Here is a 23,139-nt window from a genome sequence, read left to right as displayed (position 1 = left end):
TTCTTGGTTACTACAACTGGATGTGATCGAGCTGTGGATATGTTCCTGGCTCAGGCGCGCAGTGACTCTGCGAGCCCGTCCAGGTCAGCGGGGGACTTGACGGCGTGCGTCGGCGTCCCCCGAAGTTCGCGTTTGGCGATGCCGGTCAGGGTCCCTGCGGGCGGGAACTCGACGATCGCCGTGACACCCTGCTCCTTCATGGAGGCGGTGCACAGGTCCCAGCGCACGGGCCGGGTCATCTGGGCGACGAGCTTGGCCATCGCGTCGGCTGCCGAGGAGACCGGGCGGCCGTCGGCGTTGGACAGTAGCGTGACGCGGGGCTCGCTGGGATTGATCCGGTCGGCGACCGCGGTGTACTCGGCGAGCGCGGGCGCCATGTAGTGGGTGTGGAACGCACCGGCGGTGGCCAGCGGACGCACCCGGGCGCGGGCCGGCGGATCCTCGGCGAGCTTCTCCAGGGCGGCGAGCGCGCCCGCGGCGACGATCTGGCCGGCGGCGTTGCGGTTGGCCGGGACGAGGTCCAGAGCTTCCAGCCGCGAGAGCACCTCGGCCTCGTCACCGCCCAGAAGCGCCGACATGCCGGTGGGCTCCAGCGCGCAGGCCTTGGCCATCTCCTTGCCACGGGTGGCGGCGAGCGAAACGGCTTCGTCAGCAGTGATCACGCCGGCGATGGCGTAGGCGGCGATCTCACCGACCGAGTGGCCGGCGGCGATGACCTCGACCGGGCCTTCGAGCCCGTAGTTCTCGCCGCGCTTGCTCAGTTCTTCGTAGGCCAGCAGCGTGGCGGCGACGACCAGCGGCTGGGTGACCGCGGTATCGGTGATCTGCTCGGCCGTCGCGGTGGTGCCGAGTGTCGCCAGATCGAGTCCGCTGATCTGCGACCATGCCTCGATACGCTCAGCGGCGCCGGGCAGCTCCAGCCACTCGGCGAGCATGCCGGGGGTCTGCGAACCCTGTCCGGGCGCGAGGAATGCGAGCACAGTCGTCTGAGGCACGTCTCTAAGAGAACATTGTGAAGACGGATTTGAACGGTGTAAGAGATTATGAACCTCGTCTTATGTTTTTGTAGGTAGTCCACAAATCCGCATGTGATGCGACTCCATCGAGACCTCGCCGCAACCTGTTATCCCTAAGAGATGCCTCCAGGTGTGACGGAGCCAACACCGGTGACCTGCTCGGATCCCACCGCGGAGACGGCTGTCGACTGCGCATGACGGTTCAACCGACCCACCGAGGAAGCCACCCGCAGCACATAGGCGTCGCGCGGAATCGTCGGGTCGCGGCCGGTGAAGTCGGCGATCCGCTTCAACCGGTACCGCACGGTATTTGGATGAACGAACAATTTGCGTGCGCAAGCTTCTATGGCGCCGCCGGAGTCAAGGTAGGCGTCGAGCGTCTCCACCAGCGCAGGGCCGGCGTCCGACAGCGGCCGCATCACGTCGGCTTCCAGCGCGGCGGCCGCGTTCGCATCGCCGAGCAGCGCGCGTTCGGGCAGCAGCTCCCGCGCGGCCACCGGACGCGGGGCGCCGGCCCAGCCGGCGACGGCGTTCATCCCGGCGATGGCCTCGGTGGCACTGCGGTGGGCGGCGCCGAGTGTGGGGGCGGTCGGGCCGATCACGACCGGGCCCTCGGCGAAGACCTTCATCAGATCCGACAGGAACCGGTCCGTCGGCGACAGACCGCCCGACACGACCGCGACCAGCCACGTGCCGTGCACATCGGACAACGCCGCGCGCCCGTTGCGGGCCGCCACGTCACGCACGTCGTCACCGGCGAATTCCATCCGGTCCGGGCGTGGCATGCCCACGATGACCGTGGCCGGCGCGGTCGCGTCCCAGTTGAGCGCGGCTGCCTGCGACTGCAGTTCGGTTCCGGTACCGCCGCGGACCACCGCGTCGACGAGATTGGCCTCCATCCGGGTGTCCCACGCGCCGCGCGCCTCGGCCTGGTCGGCGTAGGCGGTGGCGGCCGCGAACGCCAGGTCACGGCTGTACCGCAGGATGCCGGCCGTCAAGGCGGTGAGCTGCTCCTCGGAACGGGCCAGCAGCGGCACCACTTCTTCGAAGAACTCCATGGTCACGCGAACCATCTCCACCGACTGGCGCAGCGCGATCCGCCTGCGCAGATCCTGTGGCACCACCTCAAAGGCCTGGGCGGTGTAGCTGACGTCGCTGCGCGGGTCGCGCATCCACTCGACGAAGTTCACCACCGCGGTCTGCACCACCAACTGGACGCTGGCGCGCTGGTTGGCTTCGAGCGCGGCGAAGAACGGCAGCCGCTCCTCCATCACGTGCACGGCCTCGGTCGCCAAACGGCCCGAATACTGCTTGAGCCGGCGCAGCGCCGACTCCGGCACGCTTTCCAGCACGTCGACGGTCGAGCGCGGCGGGATGAACCGGTTGTTGTCAACCATCCCTAAAATCTACGCCTGGTTTTGGCGGAAACCTCTAACCAACTACGCGACTCCGGGTCCGATGTCGTCGCTACGCGACTCCGGGTCCGATGTCGTCGCTACGCGACTCCGGGGTCCGACGTCTGCTCCGGCGCCGCCAGCACATTGTCGATCTCGTACTTCCGCGCCGCCTCGACCGCCACCGAGATGTCGATGTTGCCGTCGCGAGCCAGACCTTCGAGCACGCCGACGACGATCGACTCGGCGTCGGTGTTGAAATAGCGCCGGGCCGCGGGCCGGGTGTCGGAGAAGCCGAAGCCGTCCGTGCCCAGGGTGATGAAGGTGCCCGGCACCCAGGGCCGGATCTGCTCGGGCACCGCCCGCATCCAGTCCGACACCGCGACGACGGGTCCGGTGGCCTCGGCCAGCGCCTTGGTGACGTAGGGCGTCTGCGCGGGCCGGTCGGGATGGCGCAGCTTCTCCTTCTCGATGGCCACGCCGTCGCGGTTGAGCTCACCCCAGCTGGTCACCGACCAGATGTCGGCGGCGACGTCCCATTCCTCGGCCAGCATCTCGGCGGCCTTCAGCGCCGACGGCATCGCCACACCGGAGACCAGGATCTGCGCGGTGTTGGTGCGCTTCTCCGGCGCGGCCCGGTACCGGTACATGCCGCGCAACAGACCGTCGACGTCGATGCCCTCAGGCTCGGCCGGCTGTACGTAGGGCTCGTTGTAGATCGTCATGTAGAAGTAGACGTTCTCCGGGTTCTCGCCGTACATGCGGGCCAGGCCGCTCTCGATGATGTAGGCGATCTCGTAGGCGAACGCCGGGTCGTAGGCCACCACGGCCGGGTTGGTCGCCGCCAGCAGCAGCGAGTGGCCGTCAGCGTGCTGCAGGCCCTCGCCGACCAGCGTCGTGCGGCCGGCCGTCGCGCCCAGCAGGAACCCGCGGGCCATCTGGTCGGCCGCCGCCCACAGGCCGTCACCGGTGCGCTGGAACCCGAACATCGAATAGAAGATGTAGACCGGGATCATCGGTTCGTTGTGGGTGGCATACGACGTGCCCACCGCGGTGAACGACGCGGTCGACCCGGCCTCGTTGATGCCTTCGTGCAGGATCTGGCCGACTTCGCTCTCCTTGTAGGCCAGCATCAGCTCGGCGTCCACGGCCGTGTACAGCTGCCCGTTGCGGTTGTAGATCTTCAGGCTCGGGAACCAGGAGTCCATCCCGAAGGTGCGGGCCTCGTCGGGGATGATGGGAACGATTCGCGGCCCGATGTTCTTGTCGCGCAACAGTTCTTTGAACGTACGTACGGTCGCCATGGTGGTGGCGACCTCCTGCTTGCCCGACCCCTTCTTCAGGGCCTTGTAGGTGTCGTGGCCGGGCAACGTCAGCGCCTTGCTCTTGGTCCGCCGTTCCGGCAGGAAGCCGCCCAAGGCGCGCCGGCGGTCGAGCATGTAGCGGATCTCCGGCGCCTCCGGGCCCGGGTGGTAGTACGGCGGCAGGTAGGGGTCGTTCTCGAGTTGCTCGTCGGAGATCGGGATGCGCTGGGCGTCGCGAAAGTCCTTGAGATCCTGCAGCGCAAGCTTTTTCATCTGGTGCGTGGCGTTGCGGCCTTCGAAGTGCTTGCCCAGCGTGTAGCCCTTGATGGTCTTGGCCAGGATCACCGTGGGCTGACCCTTGTGCTCCATTGCCGCGTGGTAGGCGGCGTAGACCTTGCGGTAGTCGTGACCGCCGCGCTTGAGGTTCCAGATCTCCTGGTCGGTCATGTTCTGGACGAGCGCCTTGGTGCGCGGGTCCCGGCCGAAGAAGTGGTCGCGGACGTAGGCCCCGTCGTTGGCCTTGTAGGTCTGATAGTCCCCGTCGGGGGTCGTGTTCATCAGGTTCACGAGCGCGCCGTCGCGGTCGGCGTGCAGCAGCGCGTCCCACTCGCGGCCCCACACCACCTTGATGACGTTCCAGCCCGCGCCGCGGAAGAACGACTCCAGCTCCTGGATGATCTTGCCGTTGCCGCGCACCGGGCCGTCGAGGCGCTGCAGGTTGCAGTTCACCACGAAGGTCAGGTTGTCGAGGCCCTCCAGTGCGGCGACGTGCGCCAGGCCGCGGCTCTCGGGCTCGTCCATCTCGCCGTCGCCCAGGAACGCCCACACGTGCTGATTGGAGGTGTCCTTGATGCCCCGGTCGTGCAGGTAGTGGTTGAACCGCGCCTGATAGATCGCGTTCATCGGGCCCAGGCCCATCGACACGGTCGGGAACTCCCAGAAGTCCGGCATCAGCCGCGGGTGCGGATAGGACGGCAGCCCGCCGCCGGGATGGCTGTGCTCCTGGCGGAAGCCGTCGAGTTTGTCCTCGGTGAGCCGGCCCTCGAGGTAGGCCCGCGCGTAGATACCGGGGGAGGCGTGGCCCTGGATGAAGATTTGATCGCCGCCGCCGGGATGGTTCTTGCCGCGGAAGAAGTGGTTGAAGCCGACTTCGTAGAGCGCCGCCGACGACGCGTACGTCGAAATATGGCCACCCACACCGACTCCCGGGCGCTGTGCGCGGTGCACCATGATCGCGGCGTTCCACCGGATCCAGGCGCGGTAGCGGCGCTCGACGTCCTCGTCGCCGGGGAACCAGGGTTCCAGCTCGGTCGGGATCGTGTTGACGTAGTCGGTGGAGGTCAGTGCCGGGATCGCGACGCGCTGCTCACCGGCACGCTCGAGCATGCGGAGCAGCAGGTAGCGGGCGCGGGCCGGACCGGACCGGTCCAGCAGGTCGTCGAAAGACTCCAGCCACTCGCCGGTCTCTTCGGGGTCGATGTCCGGCAGATACGAGGCAACGCCTTCTCTGATCACGCGAACCCGGTCGGGTTCTGCTGCGCTGCCGGAGTTTTGGGCCAGGTCCTGGCGCACGAACTCGGTGGTCAACATCCGCTCCTTGTTAGGCGGTTTAAACACGTCCGCTTCGGCTCGGTGGGTTACCTTGCTTCCCGCGTACGCGGCTTTCCATCCTTGTCTAATCCTGCCCGATGCGCACTAGCGGGTCCGAAGTGCCGGGTGAACCGGCAGCCGACCCGGTAACGTCTGCAGACCGTGCTGATCGGTCGGTGGGGCGTCCGCACCATGCGGCTCGCCGCGTCGGTGACCGGCGCGTTAGCCGCGCTGGCGATGATCGTCGTCGGGTGCACCAGCGTCACCGACGGCGACGCCGCGGTCGCCGAGGGGGATGCGCCGCTGTACCGGGCGTCGGTGTCGGCGTCGCTCGAGGAGTCCGCGGCCAGTTCCAGCGCCCGCGAGTCCCAGCGGCAGACCTCGCTGACCGTCGAGGCCGTCCGCACCTCGTGCGAGGCGATGAGCTCCAGCAGCGCCGAGGCCATCGGTGCGGTCAACACCTATGTCGATGCGTTCAACAACAATCCCGCCGACATCGGCCGCACCGCCGGTCCGGCCGTCGACGCGCTCAACCACAGCGCCGACCTGGTCGCCGGCAGCCTCTCCGACCCGCTGACCCCGGAGCTGCGCGACGCGCTGAACAGCTGGGTCGACGCGGCCAGGGGCGTGGCGACGTCGATCGCGGGCAACTACGGAACCGACGAATTCAACGCCGCGATCGAGCGGTTGAACACCTCCAAGACCACCGCATTGGACCGATGCGACGCGGCATACCGATGAACCTGCCGCTACATGGCTTGCTGTGAGCGCTGGGCATGCGACGATAGGACTTCGAACGTGACCGAGCGCACGGTGCGCCAACGCGGCTGAAGGAGGACCGACGGTGTCGGCGGGTGATCCCCCGAACTACGCCCGAATGCTGGGCATCCAAAAAGATCAGGTTGTGCAGGAGGTGGGCTGGGACGAGGACACCGACGACGACATCCGGGCCGACATCGAGGATGAGAGCGGGAACGATCTACTCGACGAAGATGCCGACGAAGTCGTCGACGTGGTGCTGCTGTGGTGGCGGGACGGTGACGGCGACCTTGTCGACACCCTGATGGATGCCATCACCCCGCTCGCCGACGACGGTGTCATCTGGGTGGTCACCCCGAAGACGGGCAAGCCCGGACACGTGCGGCCCGCCGAGATCGCCGAGTCCGCTCCGACTGCGGGCCTGATGCAGACCTCGTCGGCCAACCTCGGCGACTGGATCGCCAGCCGGTTGGTACAGCCGAAATCCAAGGCCGCCGGCAAGCGCGGCTAGTGATGCTCTCCGTCGGCCAAACCGCACCGGAGTTCACGCTCAAGGACCAGAACAACCAGCCGGTGACGCTGGGCGCTTTCCGTGGCGCAAAGAACGTCGTGCTGGTCTTCTTCCCGCTGGCGTTCACCGGGGTCTGTCAGCGTGAGCTCGACGAAATCCGGGACCACATCGGTGATTTCGTCAACGATGAGACCGCGACGCTGACCGTGTCGGTGGGCCCGTCGCCGACACACAAGGTGTGGGCCACCGACCGGGGCTACCGGTTTCCGGTCCTGTCGGACTTCTGGCCGCACGGCGAGGTCAGCCAGGCTTACGGGGTGTTCAACGATGCGTCCGGGTTCGCCAACCGCGGCACCTTCGTCATCGACCGTGCCGGGATCATCCGCTTCGCCGAGTGCAAGGAGCCCGGCGAGGCCAGGGATCAGGCGGTGTGGACCCAGGCGCTGAACGCGTTGGACACGGACTGACGGAATTTCCGGTTGGGCGGCTGCGCCGTGTAGCCTGCCCGGGATCGGGCGCGTAGCTCAGTGGTAGAGCTCTGGTTTTACACACCAGCGGTCGGCGGTTCGATACCGTCCGCGCCCACCATCAAACCCGCAGTTCAGAGGGTTTCGGCCCAAATCTGCAAAACCCCCGTTGTGCCAAGAGTGTGCCAAGCCGTCCGGCCCTCACCCGCGGCGTGCGCGCCAAGCTAGTTGCGAGCTCGCCCAATCTTTTCTTCGACGCGCTCAGCAGGTGTGGGAAGAAAGTTGTTGCGTGCTGGTCATGATTCGGGGTGCACGGCTTCGTCCACGTCCGATTGACCCATCGCCGGGCGTTGTCTAATCCTGAATCCACCGATGAATTGCCTGGTAGGCGGGTGTCGATATGAGGAAAGTGCCCTCTGAGCTGTGATGATGAGTGTTCCTTACGCACTTATCGGCACAACTCGGAAAGGTGTCGCTTGCCAGGGTGATGGGACCACCTGATTGCCAGGGGGATGGGACCACCGTGGCGCGTTATCGAGGATGCTCGTCGGGTCCCTCTGGGTCAAGCTGACCGGGTCGGGTGCGTTGGCGGTAGGACGGTCCTTCGATGACCAGGGTGTGGGCCGCAGCGGTGAGTCGGTCGATGGCTGATTGGGCGAGCAGGGTGTCGGCGGTCATGGTCAGCCATTCGGCGGGTTCCCGGTTTGATGTCACGATGGTGGTCTTGGTTTGGTGGCGTTCGACGACGATTTCGTAGAAGTCGCTGGTTTCGGTGGCGTCGAGGGGTCGCAGCGCGAAGTCGTCGATGATGAGGACGTCGACGGCCGCCAGTCGGCGGATCTCGGCGTCGACGGTGTGGTCGAGTCGGGCGGCGCGTAGCCGGGTGAACAGTTTGTCGGATCGGGCGAACAGGACGGTGTGGCGGCGACGAATGGCCAAGTGCCCCAGTGCTGTTGCCAGATGTGTTTTGCCTACGCCCACGGGCCCGAGGATGATTGCGGACTGTCCGGCGTCGAGGAATCGTAGCGAGGTCAGGTCGCCGAGCAGGGTACGGTCGTAGCGCAGGTCCTGTTGTGCGGTCCAGGAGTCGAAGCGCATCGTCGGGTCGAGTCCGGCTTTGGCCGCCCGCAGGGCGGCTGATCGGGATTCGCGTCGGGATACTTCGTCGGCAAGAAGTGTTTCGAGGAATCCGATGTGGCTGAGTTTGTGCTGGCGGGCCAGTGCGGCCCGTTCGGGCAGGGTGTCGGCCAGGGCGCCGAGCTTGAGCGCTTTGAGCAGTCGGAGCAGGTCGGCGCCGACCGGGTCTGCGGCCACGCGGTTGGTAGTGGTCATATCAGCAGGTCTCCTCGGAGTCGGCATTGGCGATGACGGTCAATGATGTTGAGGTGGTGCCGAATTCGGATGGATCGCGCGAGAACCGGGTAGCGGTTTGGCCGACGGCCAGCGGCAGTGCCGGGATCGTGTTCTCGGTGGCGCGCTCGAGCATCGAGGCGATCTTGTTGACCGAGACGACGTCGAGATCCAGTGCCACCGAACATGCCTGCTCGACACGCTGCGCGCCGTAACGGCGCACCAGGCCCTGGAGTCGGTAGACGGTGCGCATCCGCGTCCACGGCAGCGGATCGTCGAGGATGCGTTCGGCGTAGATCCCGACGTTCGGGCCATAGGCGGCGCAGGTGGCGATCAGCGTCGTTAAGTCCCGCAGCGCGTAACCGACTTTGTGTTCGGGTAGATCAGCGCGGTCGGTACTGCGGCCTCCCGCAGGCTGACGAGGATGGACTTTGACCAGCACACCGCGGTGATAGAACTTCACCAGCTCACCGTCAGCACGCACGTCGAGGGTGTGCCCGATCCACTGCTCAGGAAGCGAGTAGAGGGCTTTGGCGACCTCGGCGTGGAAGTCGCGGTGCACCTTGACCGCTTTGAACACCGGCACGTCGTAGGCCCCCGGCACCGCCAGCAGCAGCGGTTGCTCCTCGGTGGTGAACACCTCCACCGGCCGTGCGCAGGTGGTGCCGTGGATGCGGGTCCCGGCAGTACGAAGACACCACACGGTGACAGCCTGCTGCGCCTGCTCAATACTGGCGAATGTTTCACCGTCCCAGAAGTTTCGGCGCACGTACTGCACCGCACGCTCCACTCGCGGTTTGTCCTTTGGGGAGCGCACCCGAGCCGGGTCGGTGAGGAACCCGACATGACCGGCGTAGTCGAGCCACCCCTGGGTGAATCGGGGATTGACCGCATCAGCGGCGGCGATCACCGGCTTGAGGTTGTCCGGGATCAGCACCGCGAACACCCCTCCGAAGAACTCCCACGCCGCCTGACATCCGGCGATCACCGCCACCAGGGTCTGCGAGTAGGTCAGCCACACGAACATGTGCCGGGAGTAGACGGCGGTGAAGATCAGCGCGTGCACCTTGCGGCGCCGCCCACCATCGGCGTCGGTGAGCATCCCGAGGTAGCCGAAATCGATCTGGCATTCCACCCCGGGATCCCCGTCGGCGACCCGCACCGTGGTGTCCTTGCGGCCGAAACCGCAACGCTCACCGGCGAATCGGTTCAACGTGCGATACGGCACCACGCACCCCTGACGGGCCAGCAGGGTCTCGATCTTGGTGATCGTCAACGGACGCTGCTCACCCTCGCCGGCCACCCACGCGGTGATCTGGTCCTCGAACCCCAGCAGCTGTTCCCACGCTGCGCCGTGGCCATCCGGGCGTACCGGGCGCACCGCGTCGGCGACAGCCCCGATCAACCCGTCATCGACGGCCTCAACGCCGTCGCTGCGGTGCAGACCAGCCGCTTGCGCAGCCTCGACGTAGCGGCGCACAGTTTTGCGGTCCACGCCGCAATGCGCGGCGATCGTGCGGTAGCCCGGTGCCGGTAGCCCGGCGACCCCCAGCCACACCCGCAGCACTTCCCTGATCTCGTTCACACTGACCTCCCGAAAAGCCATGCCCGCCGCCTCCGTGACTTCGACCGTCACGGCGATCAAACGAACAGATGAAGGGACCACCGACGCGACGCGCCGGTGGTCCCATAACTGGCAATCCAGGTGGTCCCATCACCCTGGCAAAATCAGCTCACACTGGTCCCATCCTCCTGGCAGACGACAAAAGGCACTTCCAGTGCAAGTGTCCCATAGGTTCGCTGCGTCGGCGGCGGTCTTTGATGATGAGCATCTCGTGTCCTGCGCGGGATTGGTCCCGGTGATGGCATTGGCTGCCCAGACTGCTTTGCCGCAGCTTTTAACCGACAAGGTGTTCATCGCCGAGCCGAGGATCAAGTCGGGCGCGGCCAACCCAGCGCCGAAGCTGAGCACGCTGATCGCCGGGATGTGCGCCGGCGCCGACAGCATCGATGACCTCGACATCGTGCGGTCAGGAGGGATGAAGACATTGTTCGACGGTGTCTACGCGCCCTCGACAATCGGAACTCTGTTACGCGAGTTCACCTTCGGGCATGCCCGGCAACTCGAATCGGTTCTGCGCGAGCACTTGGCTGAGCTCTGCACACGGGTCGATCTGCTGCCCGGCGCCAGTGAGCGGACGTTCATCGATATCGACTCCTTACTGCGTCCGGTGTACGGCCACGCCAAACAGGGCGCCTCCTACGGGCGCACCAAAATCGCCGGCAAGCAGATCCTGCGCAAGGGTCTGTCCCCGCTGGTCACCACCATCAGCACTGCCACCGGCGCGCCGGTGATCGCCGGTGCCCGGTTGCGGGCCGGTAAAACCAACTCGGGCAAGGGCGCGGCCCGGATGGTCGCCCAAGCCATCGCCACAGCCCGCGCCGCCGGGGTCACCGGCCAGATCTTGGTGCGCGGCGACTCGGCCTACGGCAACAGCACCGTGGCCGCAGCCTGCCGCCGCGCCGGTGCTCAGTTCTCGTTGGTGCTGACCAAAACTCGCGCTGTTGCGGCGGCCATCGAGTCCATTGACGAAAGCGCCTGGGTCCCCGTGGAATACCCCGGGGCGGTCCTTGATCCCGACAACGGAGCCTGGATCTCTGATGCCGAAGTCGCCGAGATCGCCCACACCGCCTTCACCTCCACTGACAACCCGATTACCGCACGGTTGATCGTGCGTCGGGTCAAAGACGCCCGCTTCCCTGATGCGCTGTTTCCGGTGTGGCGGTATCACCCGTTCTTCACCAACACCGACCTCCCGACCGCCGAAGCCGACATCACCCACCGCCGCCACGCGATCATCGAGACGGTGTTCGCCGATCTGATCGACGGACCCTTGGCGCACATGCCGTCGGGACGATTTGGGGCCAACTCGGCCTGGATCCTGTGCGCTGCGATCGCCCACAACCTGCTGCGTGCCGCTGGCGTGCTCGCCGGTGGCGCCCACGCGGTGGCCCGCGCAGCCACCCTGCGCCGCAAGATCATCACCATCCCCGCCCGGCTGGTCCGACCGCAACGCCGACCCATTCTGCACCTACCAAGCCACTGGCCCTGGACCGAACACTGGCTCACATTGTGGCGCAACACCATCGGCTACAGCCCACCGCAAGCTGCGACCCCCTGACCGCCGGCCCACCGGGGCCCTGACCGAGCACCATAGGAAAAGCTGGGCAAACCAGCGGCTCCCTCCTACCCGCACCAAACCCAGCCACTGGAAGTCCCCCCAGTCCCACCAGGGAGGTCGATCCACGGATTCAGGCTAATACGCCGACGGGGTGATGGCGTAGGGATCGTCGCGTCTACGGAGTTATGTCCTCCAGGACGTACTCCGTCTTCCACGCCGGTAAGGTCACCGACATGCGCTCCGATACGCTGTGATTCGACTGAAACCCCAGATAGCCCGGAGGAGCAGATTGCAGCGAGAAGCCGTCCTGGAGGCGCTGCGCAGTTTAGGTATCCCCGAGAAAGTTCTTCAGGACGTACCTGACCTGCCGGCTGGTGTGCAAGGGCTATTGGTCTATGGCAGTCGAGCTCGCGGGGATTCGATCGAGGGCTCCGACGTGGATCTCCTAGCGCTCTCCGGACGAACATCGCCAAGCACCTATTCAGGACTTGTAAATATCAGCTATTACACGTCCGATCAGTTGAAGTCGGGTGTAGGTACACTTTTCGGCGCGCACTTACGGCGCGATGCGAAGATAGTTTCGGATCCGACGGGGCGCCTGCAGGGCCTGATAGACGAGCTAGGTGAGGTCGACACGACACGGCTCTTTAGCCGTGTCAAGAACATGTCGAAGGTTTTCGGTGCTCTGGACACTGATCTACCGAAGTACCTCGCTGGCCTCCTGCGCGAGGCCCGTTACTTGTTGCGGAGCAGCCTCTACGCTGGAGCAATTGCCGCTGGTGACCCCTGTTTTTCGGTGCGAGAGATTGCGGTTCGCCATAATGATCCGTCACTGGTGCAGCTCCTCGCCTCGCGACACGTCGGTCCACCCGAGGCGGCAGACCTTCGGGAATGTCTAATCCGTCTTGAGTCGCTCCTTGGCGAGCTACCTCTGAATCCCCATGGCTCCCTCGAAGCGCTCATAGTCAACGAATGGGACCACGGAGGCGATCTCTTGGCGATTGGTTTTATGGCGCTTGGGCTGGTTGGAGCAGATACTGGTTATGCGGAAGTGGATAAAATTCTCCTGTGAGTAAGAATTTAATCGCGTTTGTCGGCGATATACACGGAAATTCTGTTGCCCTTCGCGGTTTGCTCCCTCTCCTTGAGGGGGAAGGTATTAATCAGATTGTTCTCCTTGGAGACTATATAAATAAGGGCAACGATTCGGCCGGCGTGATTGAGATCCTATTTCAAGAATCAAAGCGAGTGCCCATGGTGCTATTGAAAGGTAACCATGAGAAGGTTCTTCTCGAAGCACTTGATACTGAAAGTTTGACACATTTTCTCAAGATCGGGGGAGCGAGGACAATACATTCATATTTGCAACGCCCGGCCGGGCCTGATGTACTAGCTGAATTCAAGTCGCGGATTCCGGAAGCGCATGTTGAGTTCCTTCGTCGCATGCCGGACAGATTCGAGCATGCGGATGTTGTCGCTTCGCATATACCCCTTGCGAGCGCGGGAGGTCGCTATAAAGTGTCAGCTCATATATCGGTTGGTGCAGCGCCTTTGATCGATCGGGACGGTGCCCGAATCGATACCGGTTGCGGATCATTCGCTGAGGGCCGATTAACAGCTTTCTTGTGGCCGGCGTTAGACTATTTTCAGGTGAGAGCTGACGGAACGCCTATTCAGGACTAACTTACCCGTGAACTCACGCACCGAGCTTGACTAACAGCCACTTCGCTCGGTCTTGTCCGTATTGATTGCCCATAGCTGTATTGAGCTCCAGACATTGTTGGGCATGGGATATTGCTTTATCCCTTCGCCCTGCAGACCGACTGCACTGGGCTGTCACGAGGTGTGCGATCGCTTCACCTTGTCGGTTGCCAATCTGCTGATTTATTGCGACAGCGCGTTCGCCGTTCTCGATTGCCTCCGTAGCCCTGTTTAGCCTGAGCAACGTTTGTGCGAGTAAGATTTCTGCGTTCGCGCGCAATGTATCGGGCGGCAAATCTCGCAGGTCGGCTAGCGCCCTGTTTGCGAATTCTTCTGCAGCTTCATGGTCGCCGGCTCGCCCGCGGACGCGCGCTATGTTGACTAGGGACTGAGCTATTTCGACGGGTTCGCCCTCCTGGCTGCGAATCTCGTACGCGGTTTCGAACTGCTTCAGCGCTAGGTCATAGTCTTTGGTGTCCTGGTAGGCGATCCTGAGTGTGGTCACCTGACTTGGCCCCACTTTGGTCGGTGTTCGTCACCAATTTTGGCCCCGGTGGGTGGGTGAGCGTTTCCGGCCGGGTGGGGCGGTGTGTCGTCACGAATTTTGGCCCCACCCTCGTTCAGATCTTTCCTGTCGCACCGTCGTCCCTGGCGGTCGTCAGGGAGGTCGGTCAGGATGCGGTCACGCGTGGAGCTGTTCGAGAAGATCAGGAAGGACCGGCGGCGCGAGGGCTTGTCGATCCGTGAGTTAGCAGATCGCCATGGCACCCATCGGCGGACGGTGCGCCAGGCACTCGCTGATGCGGTGCCCCCGCCGCGCAAGGCCTATCCGGCGCGGCCCCGGCCGGCGATCGATGAGTGGGTGTCGGTGATCGACGCCTGGCTGATCGCCGACAAGCAGGCTCCGCGCAAGCAACGCCACACCGCTCGGCGGATCTGGCAGCGTCTGGTCGCCGAGCATGGGGCTACGTGTGCGGAGGTGACGGTGTCGCGGTATGTCGCGCGTCGGCGGGTCGAGTTGGGCCTGGACCAGCAGGAGGTGTCGGTCCCGCAGGCCCATGAGGCCGGTGCCGAGGCGGAGGTCGATTTCGGTGAGTTCTACGCCACGATCGCCGGTCTGGTGGTGAAGTGCTGGATGTTCGTGATGCGACTGTCCCACTCGGGCAAAGCATTTCACGTCGCGTTCGCCACCCAGGCCCAGGAGGCGTTCCTGGAGGGCCACGTCCTGGCGTTCGAGTACTTCGGTGGGGTGCCGGCCCGGATCCGGTATGACAACCTCAAACCGGCGGTGATCCGGGTCCTCAAAGGTCGCGACCGTACCGAGTCTGAACGGTTCACCGCGCTGCGCAGTCACTACGGGTTCGACTCGTTCTTCTGCCGCCCAGGCGTCGAGGGAGCGCATGAGAAGGGCGGTGTGGAAGGTGAGATCGGCCGGTTCCGGCGACGCCACCTCGTCCCGGTCCCCACGGTCGCCTCCCTGGCCGAGCTCAACGAGGTGATCGCCGCTGCCGACGTCCTCGACGACGACCGGGTGATTACCGGGCGCCCGATCACTGTCGGGGCGGCGTTCGCCGCCGAGGCCGCTGCGTTGATGGGGCTGCCGGCTGAGGGGTTCGACTGCGCGAGGCTGCTGCACGCGCGGGTTGATAATCGGGCCAGAGTGTCTGTGCGGCAATGCTTCTACTCCGTGCCGGCCCGCTACGCCGGGCGGCGTCTACCGGTGCGTCTGGCCGCCCGCAGCGTCGAGATCTATGACGGTCCCCGGTTGGTGGCCCGCCACGAACGTGCCGCCGGACGCTACGTCGAAGTCCTCGCCCTGGACCACTACCTGGAGGTCCTGGCCACCAAACCTGGGGCGCTGCCCGGGGCGACCGCCCTGGCCCAGGCCAAGGCCCGCGGCGTGTTCACCACCAGCCATCAGCGGTACTGGGATGCCGCCCGCACCGCCCGCGGCGACGCCAAGGGCACCCGCGCTCTGATCACCGTGCTGCTGGCGCACCGCAGCCTGCCGACGGCCGCGCTGATCACCGCGATGGACCGCGCGGTCACCTCCGGATGCCTGGATCCCGAGGCGGTGATCATCGAAGCCCGCCGCGACACCACCCCGCAGGCGCCGATCGCTGCGATCGGTGCCCTGGCCCGCTACGACCGGCCCGCACCCTCGCTGACCGACTACGACGACCTGCTGACCGGAAGTGACTCATGACCACCACCGCCACCACCAAGCCGGCGACCGCTGATGCCGCCGCGCAAGCCTCCATCGGCGCCGCGGCACGCGAACTGCACCTGCCCACGGTGCGCACCGAAGCCGCCCGCCTGGCCGAGATCGCCGACCGGGAACGCCACACCCATCTGCGCTACCTCGCCGAGGTGCTGGCCGCCGAAGTCGACGACCGCACTGAACGGCGCCGCGCCCGGCGCATCAACGACGCCAAGTTCCCGCGGCTGAAACGGTTGGCGGAGTTCAACATTGACGCCGTACCCGGCATCACCCCGGCGCTGCTGGGGCAGCTGGCCGCCGGGCATTACATGGATGCCGGCGAGCCGGTTGTGCTGCTCGGGGACTCCGGAACCGGCAAATCGCATCTGCTCATCGGGCTGGGGCTGGCGGCCTGCGAGCAGGGCCGTCGAGTCCGATACGTCACCACCGCGCAACTGGTCAACGAACTCGTCGAAGCCGCCGACGAGCGCATCCTGTCCCGGGTCGTTGCCCGCTACGGACGCCTGGATCTGCTCTGTCTCGATGAACTCGGATACGTCCAAATCGACCCTCGCGGAGCAGAACTGCTGTTCCAGATCATCACCGAACGCGAAGAACGCGCGTCCGTGGCGATTGCCACCAACCTGCCGTTCAGCGAGTGGGGCACCGTCTTCCCCGACCCCCGCCTCGTTGCTGCCATCGTCGACCGCGTCACCTTCAACGCCCACATCCTCGAAACCGGCACCAAGTCCTACCGACTACGCACCAGCAAAACCGCCACCCGAGCCAAACGCGCCGACTGACCCAAGCTGGGGCCAAAATTCATGACGACGGTGGGGCCAAATCACTTGACGAAACGCATGATCCCGAGGTCGTCGAGTATGCGGCACTTGACCCTGGTCGAGAACGGGTCGGTATCCACCAGGAGGGTCAGTGCACGCTGCAATCGGCCAATTGCACCAACTTCGTCGCCTTGACGGCGCAATATGCGGGCGTCAGCGGAAAAGGTCTCCGCAGCCAAAGCTGAGTGCAGAACGCCTGGGCCCGTTGCGAAGTACTCTATTGTTCGCTCGATCACCAATCGCGCATCGTCAAGATCGCCCCGACGCTCGAGAAATCTGGCATATGCGAGCTGTTCTGGCGGCCCTCCAATTGCTGAGGCCTCTTTCAGCTTGTCTCCACCACTGCCCGGCTGGCCGAGTTCGACCAGCTTCTCGCCATCACGGCGCAGATTCGCCGCCCGAAGGATGTCCTTTCCAGATGTTGGGAGTAGCTCGACGTGTCGGGCCACTTTCCTAGATGTGCTGGTGACCGCCCACCCTTCGAGGCGGTCAGCGATTTTGGACTTCAAGTCGCGGAGATCAGAAGGCTTTTCGTACATCACCGCGTGACTGGCAGACATTTGGTCCTGGAGCGATTTGATTCTTGAATCAGGTGACGTGGCGGGCAAAAATGCCACCCATACGTCTCGCATCGGCTGTTCAGGCCGGCCAAGCTCCAAGAATCCGGTAAACAGTTCTTCCTCGGTGCCTGATGTAAATCCCCAGGGGCTCCCTGGTTCGCTTCCCCAAGACTCCTTGAACATCGTAATCAAGTAATGCGACTCGCCGATTAGGGCGTGTCTGCTTAATGTGAACGATGTTGTGCCTGATGCTGTTTAAGTGTTACGGACTGATGTGATTTCTGATGACTTGTGGTCGGTGATTGAGCCGGTACTGCCTTCGGGTCGACGGCGCGGGCGGCCGTGGAACGATCATCGGGTGACGCTGGAAGGAATTATCTGGCGTTACCGGACTGGATCTCCGTGGCGCGATCTGCCCGCGCAGTTCGGCGCCTGGCAGTCGGTGGCTGAACGTCACCTGCGGTGGTCCACCGACGGCACCTACGCGCAGATCTTCGCAGCGATCTCCCGTGACATCGATGTCGATGACGCTGACGCTGAGCTGGTCGAACTGCTGCTGGCGGTGGATTCGACCAGCGTGCGTGTACATCAGCATGCCGCTGGTGCCCGCCCTGGTCGCCACACAGGGGGATCTGTCGAATTACAACAAACACCCCGATGAGCCCGATGACCATGCCATCGGCCGTTCACGCGGCGGGCTGACAACGAAGATCCACGCGCTGGCCGATCAACGCTGCAGCGCGGTCACCATGGCACTGTCGCCGGGGCAAGCCGGCGAGAACCCGATGCTGTGGCCACTGCTGACTGCCCATCAGGGCCCAAAGTTTCGGCTACTCGCCGATAAGGCGTACTCCCATGACTCGACCCGAGCCCGACTGCGCCAGCTCAAAATCGCCCACACCATTCCCGAGCGCAGCGACCAGATCGCCCGCCGAAAGAGCCGGGGAAGCAAAGGCGGACGGCCACCGGCGTTCTCCGGGCGAATCTATAAGCACCGCAACACCGTCGAGCGATCCTTCAACCGCTTCAAGCACTGGCGAGGTATCGCCACCCGATACGACAAATACGCGCTGAGCTACCTCGGGGGCGTCACCCTAGCTGCGATCATCATCTATCACCGCGTCCGCAATTAACAGACACTACCTAGTTCGTTGATTGCCTCTTGGGGCCTTCGAGCTGTTCCACGAACGCTTCCCCACCCCACCATCTTGAACTTGACACCAGTTGACCCCTGTCGCGAGTTATGTTCGTCGATGCAGGTTGAAATTAGCGTTCGCTCTGGGGAGACGTCGCCGGGTGTGGCGACGAACACATGGAGCGGAAGGGAGTCTGGCATAGGCGCACATTACCCCCGCGACTCAACGGTGGTGCCTGCATGGTGCGGTTTGAGTGGACACATCCATTGCCTGTCGTTCGCGGATGCGACTTCTGGCACATACGTGTTTTCTTTTTGCTCATTCAGTCAAGTTGAGCGGAGTGCGACCTACCAAGCAGCGTATCGCGGCCGTCGTTAAGGTTTCGTCGTAGACATTTCCGTATACCCGGAGGATGTGACCGACCGATGCGCCCAATTGCCGTCTGGACTGCGAGCCCGTCGCGGCGGACGCACAGACGTGACGGGAATGCGTGGGCACCGCATCGCCGTGCAAGACGTCATCCTCACCTGAGCAACGACGCCTCGGTCCTGCAACGCGACCAGTCAGATCCAAATGAGGGGGACCCAGTTGGTGGTCCAGCCGTTATGCGACTTTCGGTTGGTGGGTCGCCGACCACTGTAGGGCAAACTCGGCAGGGGTGAGTTCGCCGTGGGCTGAGTGGGGCCGGTTGGCGTTGTAATCGCGGCGCCAGTCCTCGATGATCACCCGGGCTTCCAACAGAGAGTCGAAGCGCCACGAGTTGAGCAGTTCGTCGCGCAGTCGGCCGTTGAATGATTCGACGAAGGCGTTCTGCCACAGCGAGCCGGGATCGATGAAAAGTGATCGGGCACTGTTGAATCGGCACCAATCAGCCACCGCGTGCGCCACGAATTCGGGGCCGTTGTCGAAACGTACGTAGACCGGTGCGCCGTGCACCAGCGCGAGGCGGTCCAAGACCTCGACGACACCGTCGGCGTCGATGGATCGGGCGACCTCGATCGCCAGTGCTTCGCGGGTGAACTCGTCGATGACGTTGAGCATCTTGATGGTGCGCCCATCAGCAGTGGTGTCGAACTGAAAGTCCATCGCCCAGATCACGTTCGGGCGAATCGGCGACATCGCACCCACGGCGACACCGATGCCGGTCAACCGCTTCTTGCGGCGCCGTTGCGGCACCCGCAGGCCCTCCTCCCGCCAGAGCCGGCGGATGCGCTTGTTGTTGATCTTCCAGCCCGCTCGGCGGGCCATCTTGGCAGCCCGGCGCCATCCCCAGCGGGGCCGGTCGATGGAGAACCAGCGCAGCCAGGCCCGTAGTTCGGCTTCCTCGGTGGTGATCGGTGATGGCGTCAAGCGCATCGTGGAGCGGTGCAGACCGACCACGGTGCAGGCGCGGCGCTGCGACACCCCGAACCGCTCACGCAGCATGGTCGCTGCGCGGCGTTTGCGGTTCGGGGTCAGAAGTTTCCCGACGAAATCTCCTTGAGCATGTCGATGTCGAGAGCCTGGTTGGCGACCAGCTTCTTGAGCCGGGCGTTCTCGGCCTCGAGCTCTTTGAGGCGCTTGGCGTCGTTGGCCTTCATGCCCCCGTATTGGGCCAGCCAGCGATGCCACGTCGATTCCGCGATCTCCAGGTGCCGGCACACCTCGGCCAGTTCCTGGCCCGACGCGAGCAGCTTGTTGCCCTCGGCGAGCTTGCGGATGATCTGATCCGGCGTATGCCGCCGGCGCTTGTTCGATGCCATGTCGTTGTCGATTCTTCCTACCCGAACACTCGGGCAACAGAGTCCCACAACGACTGGACCACTACAGAGGGCTCACCTCAAGTTCCTCGAAGTACGACACGACCTCGCCCATGGCTGCGAGGAACTTGGCGTGCCCGTCGGGCGTGGTGGGGTCACCGTGCAAGATCGCGACAACCCAGCCCATGAACCGGTTCAGCTCGGAGATCGGGAGGCCGAATATTTCCAGGAATATCGTGGTGGGAAACAGTTGGGCGAAGTCGGTGAGGTAGTCGCATTCACCGCGCGCGATCAGAGGGTCGATCAATTCGATTGCCCTGGAAGCAATCTTGTCGTCCAGCCGTTTGATTGCCTTGGGGGAGAAGAAGGGTGCCAACAGCCTTCGCCATTCGGCGTGCTCCGGCGGGTCGAGCATCAATGGAATCCACCGGTAGCTGGGATCCGGATCGAAGATCGTCACGGCGGAGTTGGAGAAGCGGTCGGTGCTTTGCAACACCTCGAGGATGTCTTCGTAGCGGGTGGGTACGAAGAATCCTCGTGGGCCCACCTCGCTCCGAATCCAACGGTGCTCGGCCCTGAGTTGGTCGTATGTCGTGACCCACTCGAAAGGGCGACGTCCACCCGCGGACGGGTTGAAGTCGGGGATGACGGGACATGTCCCGACGGTGGAGGAGGGGCTGTTGGTCACATGGGCTCCATCGGCGATGGCGGAGAATCGATATGTCGCGCCGACTGACTTCCATACGTGCTGGAAGCGAATTGTCGGCTGTCACAGGATGATAGCGACTCTGCGACTCCAAGAACAGGCAAATCGTCATGTCATCCAAGGTGCCGCCGCATGTGGACTTCCCGTTATCTATACATAAATGTCGGATCTGCCGTTGCACCGCTGTTTACGATGAGTAGATGGCGACCAACGCAGCTACAATCAGCCGGCGCGAGCGGCTCGCGTCGGCGCGGTCATCGGCTGGGCCTCGGGGGATGAGATCGATCGAGGCCCTACTGGACGCGTCGATCAGGCAACTGTCCGAAAAAGGTTGGCGAGACATCACTGTCGAGCATGTTCTGCTTGCCGCTGGAGTATCACGTGCAACTTTTTATCGGTACTTCGCGGATCTTCGCGACGTGTTGCACGTTCTGGTGCAGGTCTATACCGACGAGGTGACTCCGGTGATGGATCGGCTGTATGCCAATGTGGTGTCAGGTGCCGGTGAGCAGGACCTGGTGATCGAGCACTATGTGCGGGTCTACCAACGGTACGCGGGGATCGCGCGGATCTGGGCGGAGGAAGCGCGTCAGGACCCGATCCTGATGCGGATGGCGACACAATCGTCAGCGTTGCCCCGTAACAAGCTTCGTTCTCATCTGGCAGCGCGTCCCGATGTCGACGCCGACGCGACGTTTCTTGTCATCTACGCGCTGATCGATCGGTTTCCGTTCCACGCCTTCGGTGTCGGCGCGCCGGGTGCGTCATCGGCGGACACGAGGTCGGTGACCCGGACAATGAAGGTGATGCTGGACGGAATCGCCCGTGCACAAACACTTCTGGCCAGCGGCGATTAGCTGCCTCTGAATGAATCCCGTCCAAGTCCGAAATATAACTGCTCGGCGGTGGTGTGCGGGTACAGGGTGCACTGCACGCTGGCGGTCAGCGCATCGATCAGCGGTTGCGACACCGCGGGTGCCAGGTTCGCGAATTCGCCGATTCGCTCGATCGACGACAGCACGGCCAGGCAGATCGTGGGAAGATCGGTCGAGTCTGGGACCCGGGGTTCTGGGCCAGGTCGCGATCGGAGTCTGACCGTCTCGGCGAAGCGGATCACCAGGTCGCCCGACGGGGCAATCGGTTCGGGCCGGCCGGGTAGGAGTTCGGTCCACAACAAGAAAAGTGCCGAGTTCTGCAGATAGAGATCGACGAATTCGCCTATCCACCAGCGTAGGTTGGCGACACCGTAGGGTTCCGCGCCCAGCGGTCCCATACGTGAAGTAAGGCTTTCGAGGCTGCGCTCCAGCGCGTCGGCCAACTCGACGATGATGGCGTCCTTGCTGGCGAAGTAGGAATACGCGGTCGCCCGCCCGACGCCGGCCCGTGATGCCACCGCATCGATCGAGTTGGCGAGTCCCCGTTACTGAGTCCACCCGGTTCTCGAGTCGGGTTGGTGTGATCCGTTCTCAGTTGATGCTGCAGACCACCGGGGTGTGGGTGCACCTGCAGGCTGCAGCGTACTCGGCCGGCGTGAGGTAGCCCAGGGCCGAGTGGCGGTGTCGGTGGTTGTGCTCGTGCTTGAAGTCGCCGATGACCACGCGGGCTTCGAACAGTGTGTTCCAGTAGTTGCGGTTGAGGCACTCCTTTCGCAGGCGGTTGTTGAACGATTCGATGTAGCCGTTGTCCCACGGGCAGCCCGGCGGGATGTACACCATCCCGGTCTTGTTCTCGCAGAACCGTTGCAGCGCTTGAGAAACCATCTCCGGCCCGTTATCGAGGCGCAGCACCTTCGGCGGGCCACCGGCAGCTGCGAAGGCCTTCTCCAACTCGAACACCAGCCGCTCGCCGGTGATCGAGCGCTCCACCACATGCAAGCAGTGAAACCCGGGTGTGTTCATCGATCATCGAGGCGATCTTGATGGCCTTCCCGTCGATGGTGGAGTCGAACTGGAAGTCGATCGCCCACACCACCTTCGGCGCATCGGCGACGATCAGCGGGACCGAGGAGATCCCGGCCCGCTTGCGTGGGCTGTGCACGCGGACCTGCAGGCCCTCCTCGCGCCACAGCCGGTGGATCTTTTTCTTGTTCACCTCACGGCGCTCGTCGAAGCGCAAAGACGCCCAGGCACGCCGGAACCCGTGGCAGGGGTGTTTGGTGGCGTAGGCGCGCAACCAGGCCCGCATTTCGGCGTCGGGATCATCAGGGGTCTGCCCGAGTGGGAGGCGGCGGTAGGTGGAGCGGGCCAGCCCAACGGCTTTGCACGCCAGCCGTTCCGACATGCTCAACGTGTCTTTGAGCATGTCGACGGCGCGGCGTTTGGCAGCTGGGCTCAGAATTTTCCCTTGGCGACCTCCCGCAGGGCGTCCTTTTCCAGTTCGGCATCGGCCAGCAGCCGCTTCAATCGGGCGTTCTGCTCGCGCAGCTCCTTGAGCTCTTTGGCGGCGTCGGTGTCCATGCCGCCGTAGGTGCGCCGCCAGTTGTACAGCGTGGCCGGCGAGACCTGCAGTTCGGCGGCGATCTCCTCGCCGGTCTTGCCCTCGGCAGCCAGCTCATCCGCACGGCGCAGCTTGCGCACGATGTCCTCCGCGGAGTTCCGCTTCCGACCAGCCATGTGTTCATCGTCCCTTCTGACCCGACATCGGGCCACAGGACTCTAAAACTGGTTGGACTCATTCAGCGGG

19 protein-coding genes, 1 tRNA gene and 2 pseudogenes are annotated in these 23,139 nt (G+C 64.2%); 11 read left to right on the top strand and 11 right to left on the bottom strand.

What is annotated here, in order from left to right:
- Nucleotides 1–50: 50 nt before the first annotated feature.
- The 3 genes from KXD97_RS27205 to aceE all read right to left on the bottom strand — a co-directional run bounded on the left by KXD97_RS27205 (nt 51) and on the right by aceE (nt 5,301).
- Entirely contained in the window at nt 51–980 is a 930-nt protein-coding gene (locus KXD97_RS27205) for an ACP S-malonyltransferase (RefSeq protein WP_260758175.1), read from the bottom strand.
- A gap of 149 nt (nt 981–1,129) precedes the next feature.
- Nucleotides 1,130–2,413 (bottom strand): CdaR family transcriptional regulator, encoded by a 1,284-nt coding sequence (locus KXD97_RS27200; RefSeq protein ID WP_260753943.1) that lies wholly within the window; start codon nt 2,411–2,413, stop codon nt 1,130–1,132.
- 98 nt (nt 2,414–2,511) lie between these two features.
- The gene (gene aceE / locus KXD97_RS27195) at nt 2,512–5,301 is read right to left on the bottom strand and encodes a pyruvate dehydrogenase (acetyl-transferring), homodimeric type (RefSeq protein ID WP_260753942.1); all 2,790 of its coding nucleotides are present in this window, start codon (nt 5,299–5,301) and stop codon (nt 2,512–2,514) included.
- A gap of 195 nt (nt 5,302–5,496) precedes the next feature.
- Here aceE and KXD97_RS27190 point away from each other — a divergent pair, with 195 nt between their 5' ends.
- The 4 genes from KXD97_RS27190 (at nt 5,497) to KXD97_RS27175 (ending at nt 7,162) form a co-directional block, all read left to right on the top strand.
- Nucleotides 5,497–6,045, top strand: coding sequence for a hypothetical protein (locus KXD97_RS27190; RefSeq protein WP_260758174.1), 549 nt, complete (start codon nt 5,497–5,499; stop codon nt 6,043–6,045).
- A 136-nt stretch (nt 6,046–6,181) separates the two neighbouring features.
- On the top strand, nt 6,182–6,574 hold the full coding sequence (locus tag KXD97_RS27185; protein ID WP_260758173.1) for a DUF3052 domain-containing protein: 393 nt from the start codon (nt 6,182–6,184) through the stop codon (nt 6,572–6,574).
- 2 nt (nt 6,575–6,576) lie between these two features.
- The gene (locus KXD97_RS27180; protein WP_260758172.1) at nt 6,577–7,041 is read left to right on the top strand and encodes a peroxiredoxin; all 465 of its coding nucleotides are present in this window, start codon (nt 6,577–6,579) and stop codon (nt 7,039–7,041) included.
- A 46-nt stretch (nt 7,042–7,087) separates the two neighbouring features.
- Nucleotides 7,088–7,162 (top strand) — tRNA-Val (locus KXD97_RS27175).
- A 410-nt stretch (nt 7,163–7,572) separates the two neighbouring features.
- On the opposite strand, the gene istB (KXD97_RS27170) is transcribed toward KXD97_RS27175, so the two are convergent.
- The gene (gene istB, locus KXD97_RS27170) at nt 7,573–8,373 is read right to left on the bottom strand and encodes an IS21-like element helper ATPase IstB (protein WP_070351813.1); all 801 of its coding nucleotides are present in this window, start codon (nt 8,371–8,373) and stop codon (nt 7,573–7,575) included.
- Nucleotide 8,374: 1 nt separating this feature from the next.
- On the bottom strand, nt 8,375–9,997 hold the full coding sequence (istA, locus tag KXD97_RS27165; RefSeq protein WP_260753010.1) for an IS21 family transposase: 1,623 nt from the start codon (nt 9,995–9,997) through the stop codon (nt 8,375–8,377).
- 172 nt (nt 9,998–10,169) lie between these two features.
- Between istA (KXD97_RS27165) and KXD97_RS27160 the strand changes: the two genes are divergently transcribed.
- The 3 genes from KXD97_RS27160 to KXD97_RS27150 all read left to right on the top strand — a co-directional run bounded on the left by KXD97_RS27160 (nt 10,170) and on the right by KXD97_RS27150 (nt 13,256).
- Nucleotides 10,170–11,573, top strand: a complete 1,404-nt coding sequence (locus tag KXD97_RS27160; RefSeq protein WP_260753934.1) for an IS1380 family transposase — start codon at nt 10,170–10,172, stop codon at nt 11,571–11,573.
- 289 nt (nt 11,574–11,862) lie between these two features.
- Nucleotides 11,863–12,645, top strand: coding sequence for a nucleotidyltransferase domain-containing protein (locus tag KXD97_RS27155; protein WP_260753932.1), 783 nt, complete (start codon nt 11,863–11,865; stop codon nt 12,643–12,645).
- Nucleotides 12,642–13,256, top strand: a complete 615-nt coding sequence (locus KXD97_RS27150) for a metallophosphoesterase (protein ID WP_260753929.1) — start codon at nt 12,642–12,644, stop codon at nt 13,254–13,256. The genes KXD97_RS27155 and KXD97_RS27150 overlap by 4 nt, the downstream gene beginning before the upstream one ends.
- A gap of 13 nt (nt 13,257–13,269) precedes the next feature.
- Here KXD97_RS27150 and KXD97_RS27145 read toward each other — a convergent pair whose 3' ends face one another.
- Nucleotides 13,270–13,779: a tetratricopeptide repeat protein gene (locus tag KXD97_RS27145; RefSeq protein ID WP_260753926.1), complete on the bottom strand. Its 510-nt coding sequence runs from the start codon at nt 13,777–13,779 to the stop codon at nt 13,270–13,272.
- Nucleotides 13,780–13,950: 171 nt separating this feature from the next.
- Between KXD97_RS27145 and istA (KXD97_RS27140) the strand changes: the two genes are divergently transcribed.
- Both istA (KXD97_RS27140) and istB (KXD97_RS27135) read left to right on the top strand, forming a co-directional pair.
- Entirely contained in the window at nt 13,951–15,480 is a 1,530-nt protein-coding gene (gene istA, locus KXD97_RS27140; RefSeq protein WP_260751889.1) for an IS21 family transposase, read from the top strand.
- Nucleotides 15,477–16,277: an IS21-like element helper ATPase IstB gene (gene istB, locus KXD97_RS27135; RefSeq protein ID WP_260751888.1), complete on the top strand. Its 801-nt coding sequence runs from the start codon at nt 15,477–15,479 to the stop codon at nt 16,275–16,277. Before istA (KXD97_RS27140) ends, istB (KXD97_RS27135) begins: the two co-directional genes overlap by 4 nt.
- Before the next feature lie 41 nt (nt 16,278–16,318).
- Here the strand turns inward: istB (KXD97_RS27135) and KXD97_RS27130 are convergent, their stop codons facing one another.
- Nucleotides 16,319–17,059 (bottom strand): hypothetical protein, encoded by a 741-nt coding sequence (locus KXD97_RS27130; protein ID WP_260753924.1) that lies wholly within the window; start codon nt 17,057–17,059, stop codon nt 16,319–16,321.
- A gap of 76 nt (nt 17,060–17,135) precedes the next feature.
- On the opposite strand from KXD97_RS27130, the pseudogene KXD97_RS27125 reads away from it, so the two are divergent.
- Nucleotides 17,136–18,009: pseudogene (locus KXD97_RS27125) on the top strand (IS5 family transposase).
- 606 nt (nt 18,010–18,615) lie between these two features.
- On the opposite strand, the gene KXD97_RS27120 reads toward KXD97_RS27125, so the two are convergent.
- Both KXD97_RS27120 and KXD97_RS27115 read right to left on the bottom strand, forming a co-directional pair.
- Nucleotides 18,616–19,754, bottom strand: a protein-coding gene (locus KXD97_RS27120) for an IS3 family transposase (protein WP_260753923.1) whose coding sequence is annotated in 2 segments (ribosomal slippage) — nt 18,616–19,484 and nt 19,484–19,754 — 1,140 coding nt in all. Because the reading frame shifts where the segments join, the coding sequence is not laid out codon by codon here.
- A gap of 61 nt (nt 19,755–19,815) precedes the next feature.
- A complete protein-coding gene (locus KXD97_RS27115; protein WP_260753922.1) occupies nt 19,816–20,298 on the bottom strand; it encodes a cytochrome P450 in 483 nt (160 codons plus the stop codon).
- 359 nt (nt 20,299–20,657) lie between these two features.
- On the opposite strand from KXD97_RS27115, the gene KXD97_RS27110 reads away from it, so the two are divergent.
- On the top strand, nt 20,658–21,314 hold the full coding sequence (locus KXD97_RS27110; protein WP_260753921.1) for a TetR/AcrR family transcriptional regulator: 657 nt from the start codon (nt 20,658–20,660) through the stop codon (nt 21,312–21,314).
- Here the strand turns inward: KXD97_RS27110 and KXD97_RS27105 are convergent.
- Together KXD97_RS27105 and KXD97_RS27100 are read right to left on the bottom strand one after the other, a co-directional pair.
- Nucleotides 21,311–21,850: a TetR/AcrR family transcriptional regulator gene (locus KXD97_RS27105; protein WP_260753919.1), complete on the bottom strand. Its 540-nt coding sequence runs from the start codon at nt 21,848–21,850 to the stop codon at nt 21,311–21,313. The two genes, KXD97_RS27110 and KXD97_RS27105, sit on opposite strands and share 4 nt — an antisense overlap.
- 73 nt (nt 21,851–21,923) lie before the next feature.
- Nucleotides 21,924–23,069 (bottom strand): annotated as a pseudogene (locus tag KXD97_RS27100) (IS3 family transposase).
- Nucleotides 23,070–23,139 lie beyond the last annotated feature (70 nt).

Source organism: Mycobacterium sp. SMC-8 (assembly GCF_025263565.1).
GTDB lineage: Bacteria > Actinomycetota > Actinomycetes > Mycobacteriales > Mycobacteriaceae > Mycobacterium.
Note: the sequence above shows the minus strand (reverse complement) of the source record. Positions and strands in the feature narration are given on the sequence as shown.

Excerpts from the sequence above, each read along its gene's own strand:
- KXD97_RS27180 (WP_260758172.1), top strand. The coding sequence starts at position 6,577 with ATGCTCTCCGTCGGCCAAACCGCACCGGAGTTCACGCTCAAGGACCAG.
- istA (WP_260753010.1), bottom strand. The coding sequence starts at position 9,997 with ATGGCTTTTCGGGAGGTCAGTGTGAACGAGATCAGGGAAGTGCTGCGG.
- KXD97_RS27110 (WP_260753921.1), top strand. The coding sequence starts at position 20,658 with ATGGCGACCAACGCAGCTACAATCAGCCGGCGCGAGCGGCTCGCGTCG.
- KXD97_RS27190 (WP_260758174.1), top strand. The coding sequence starts at position 5,497 with ATGCGGCTCGCCGCGTCGGTGACCGGCGCGTTAGCCGCGCTGGCGATG.
- istB (WP_070351813.1), bottom strand. The coding sequence starts at position 8,373 with ATGACCACTACCAACCGCGTGGCCGCAGACCCGGTCGGCGCCGACCTG.
- KXD97_RS27200 (WP_260753943.1), bottom strand. The coding sequence starts at position 2,413 with ATGGTTGACAACAACCGGTTCATCCCGCCGCGCTCGACCGTCGACGTG.
- istB (WP_260751888.1), top strand. The coding sequence starts at position 15,477 with ATGACCACCACCGCCACCACCAAGCCGGCGACCGCTGATGCCGCCGCG.
- KXD97_RS27130 (WP_260753924.1), bottom strand. The coding sequence starts at position 17,059 with ATGTTCAAGGAGTCTTGGGGAAGCGAACCAGGGAGCCCCTGGGGATTT.
- KXD97_RS27185 (WP_260758173.1), top strand. The coding sequence starts at position 6,182 with ATGCTGGGCATCCAAAAAGATCAGGTTGTGCAGGAGGTGGGCTGGGAC.
- istA (WP_260751889.1), top strand. The coding sequence starts at position 13,951 with ATGCGGTCACGCGTGGAGCTGTTCGAGAAGATCAGGAAGGACCGGCGG.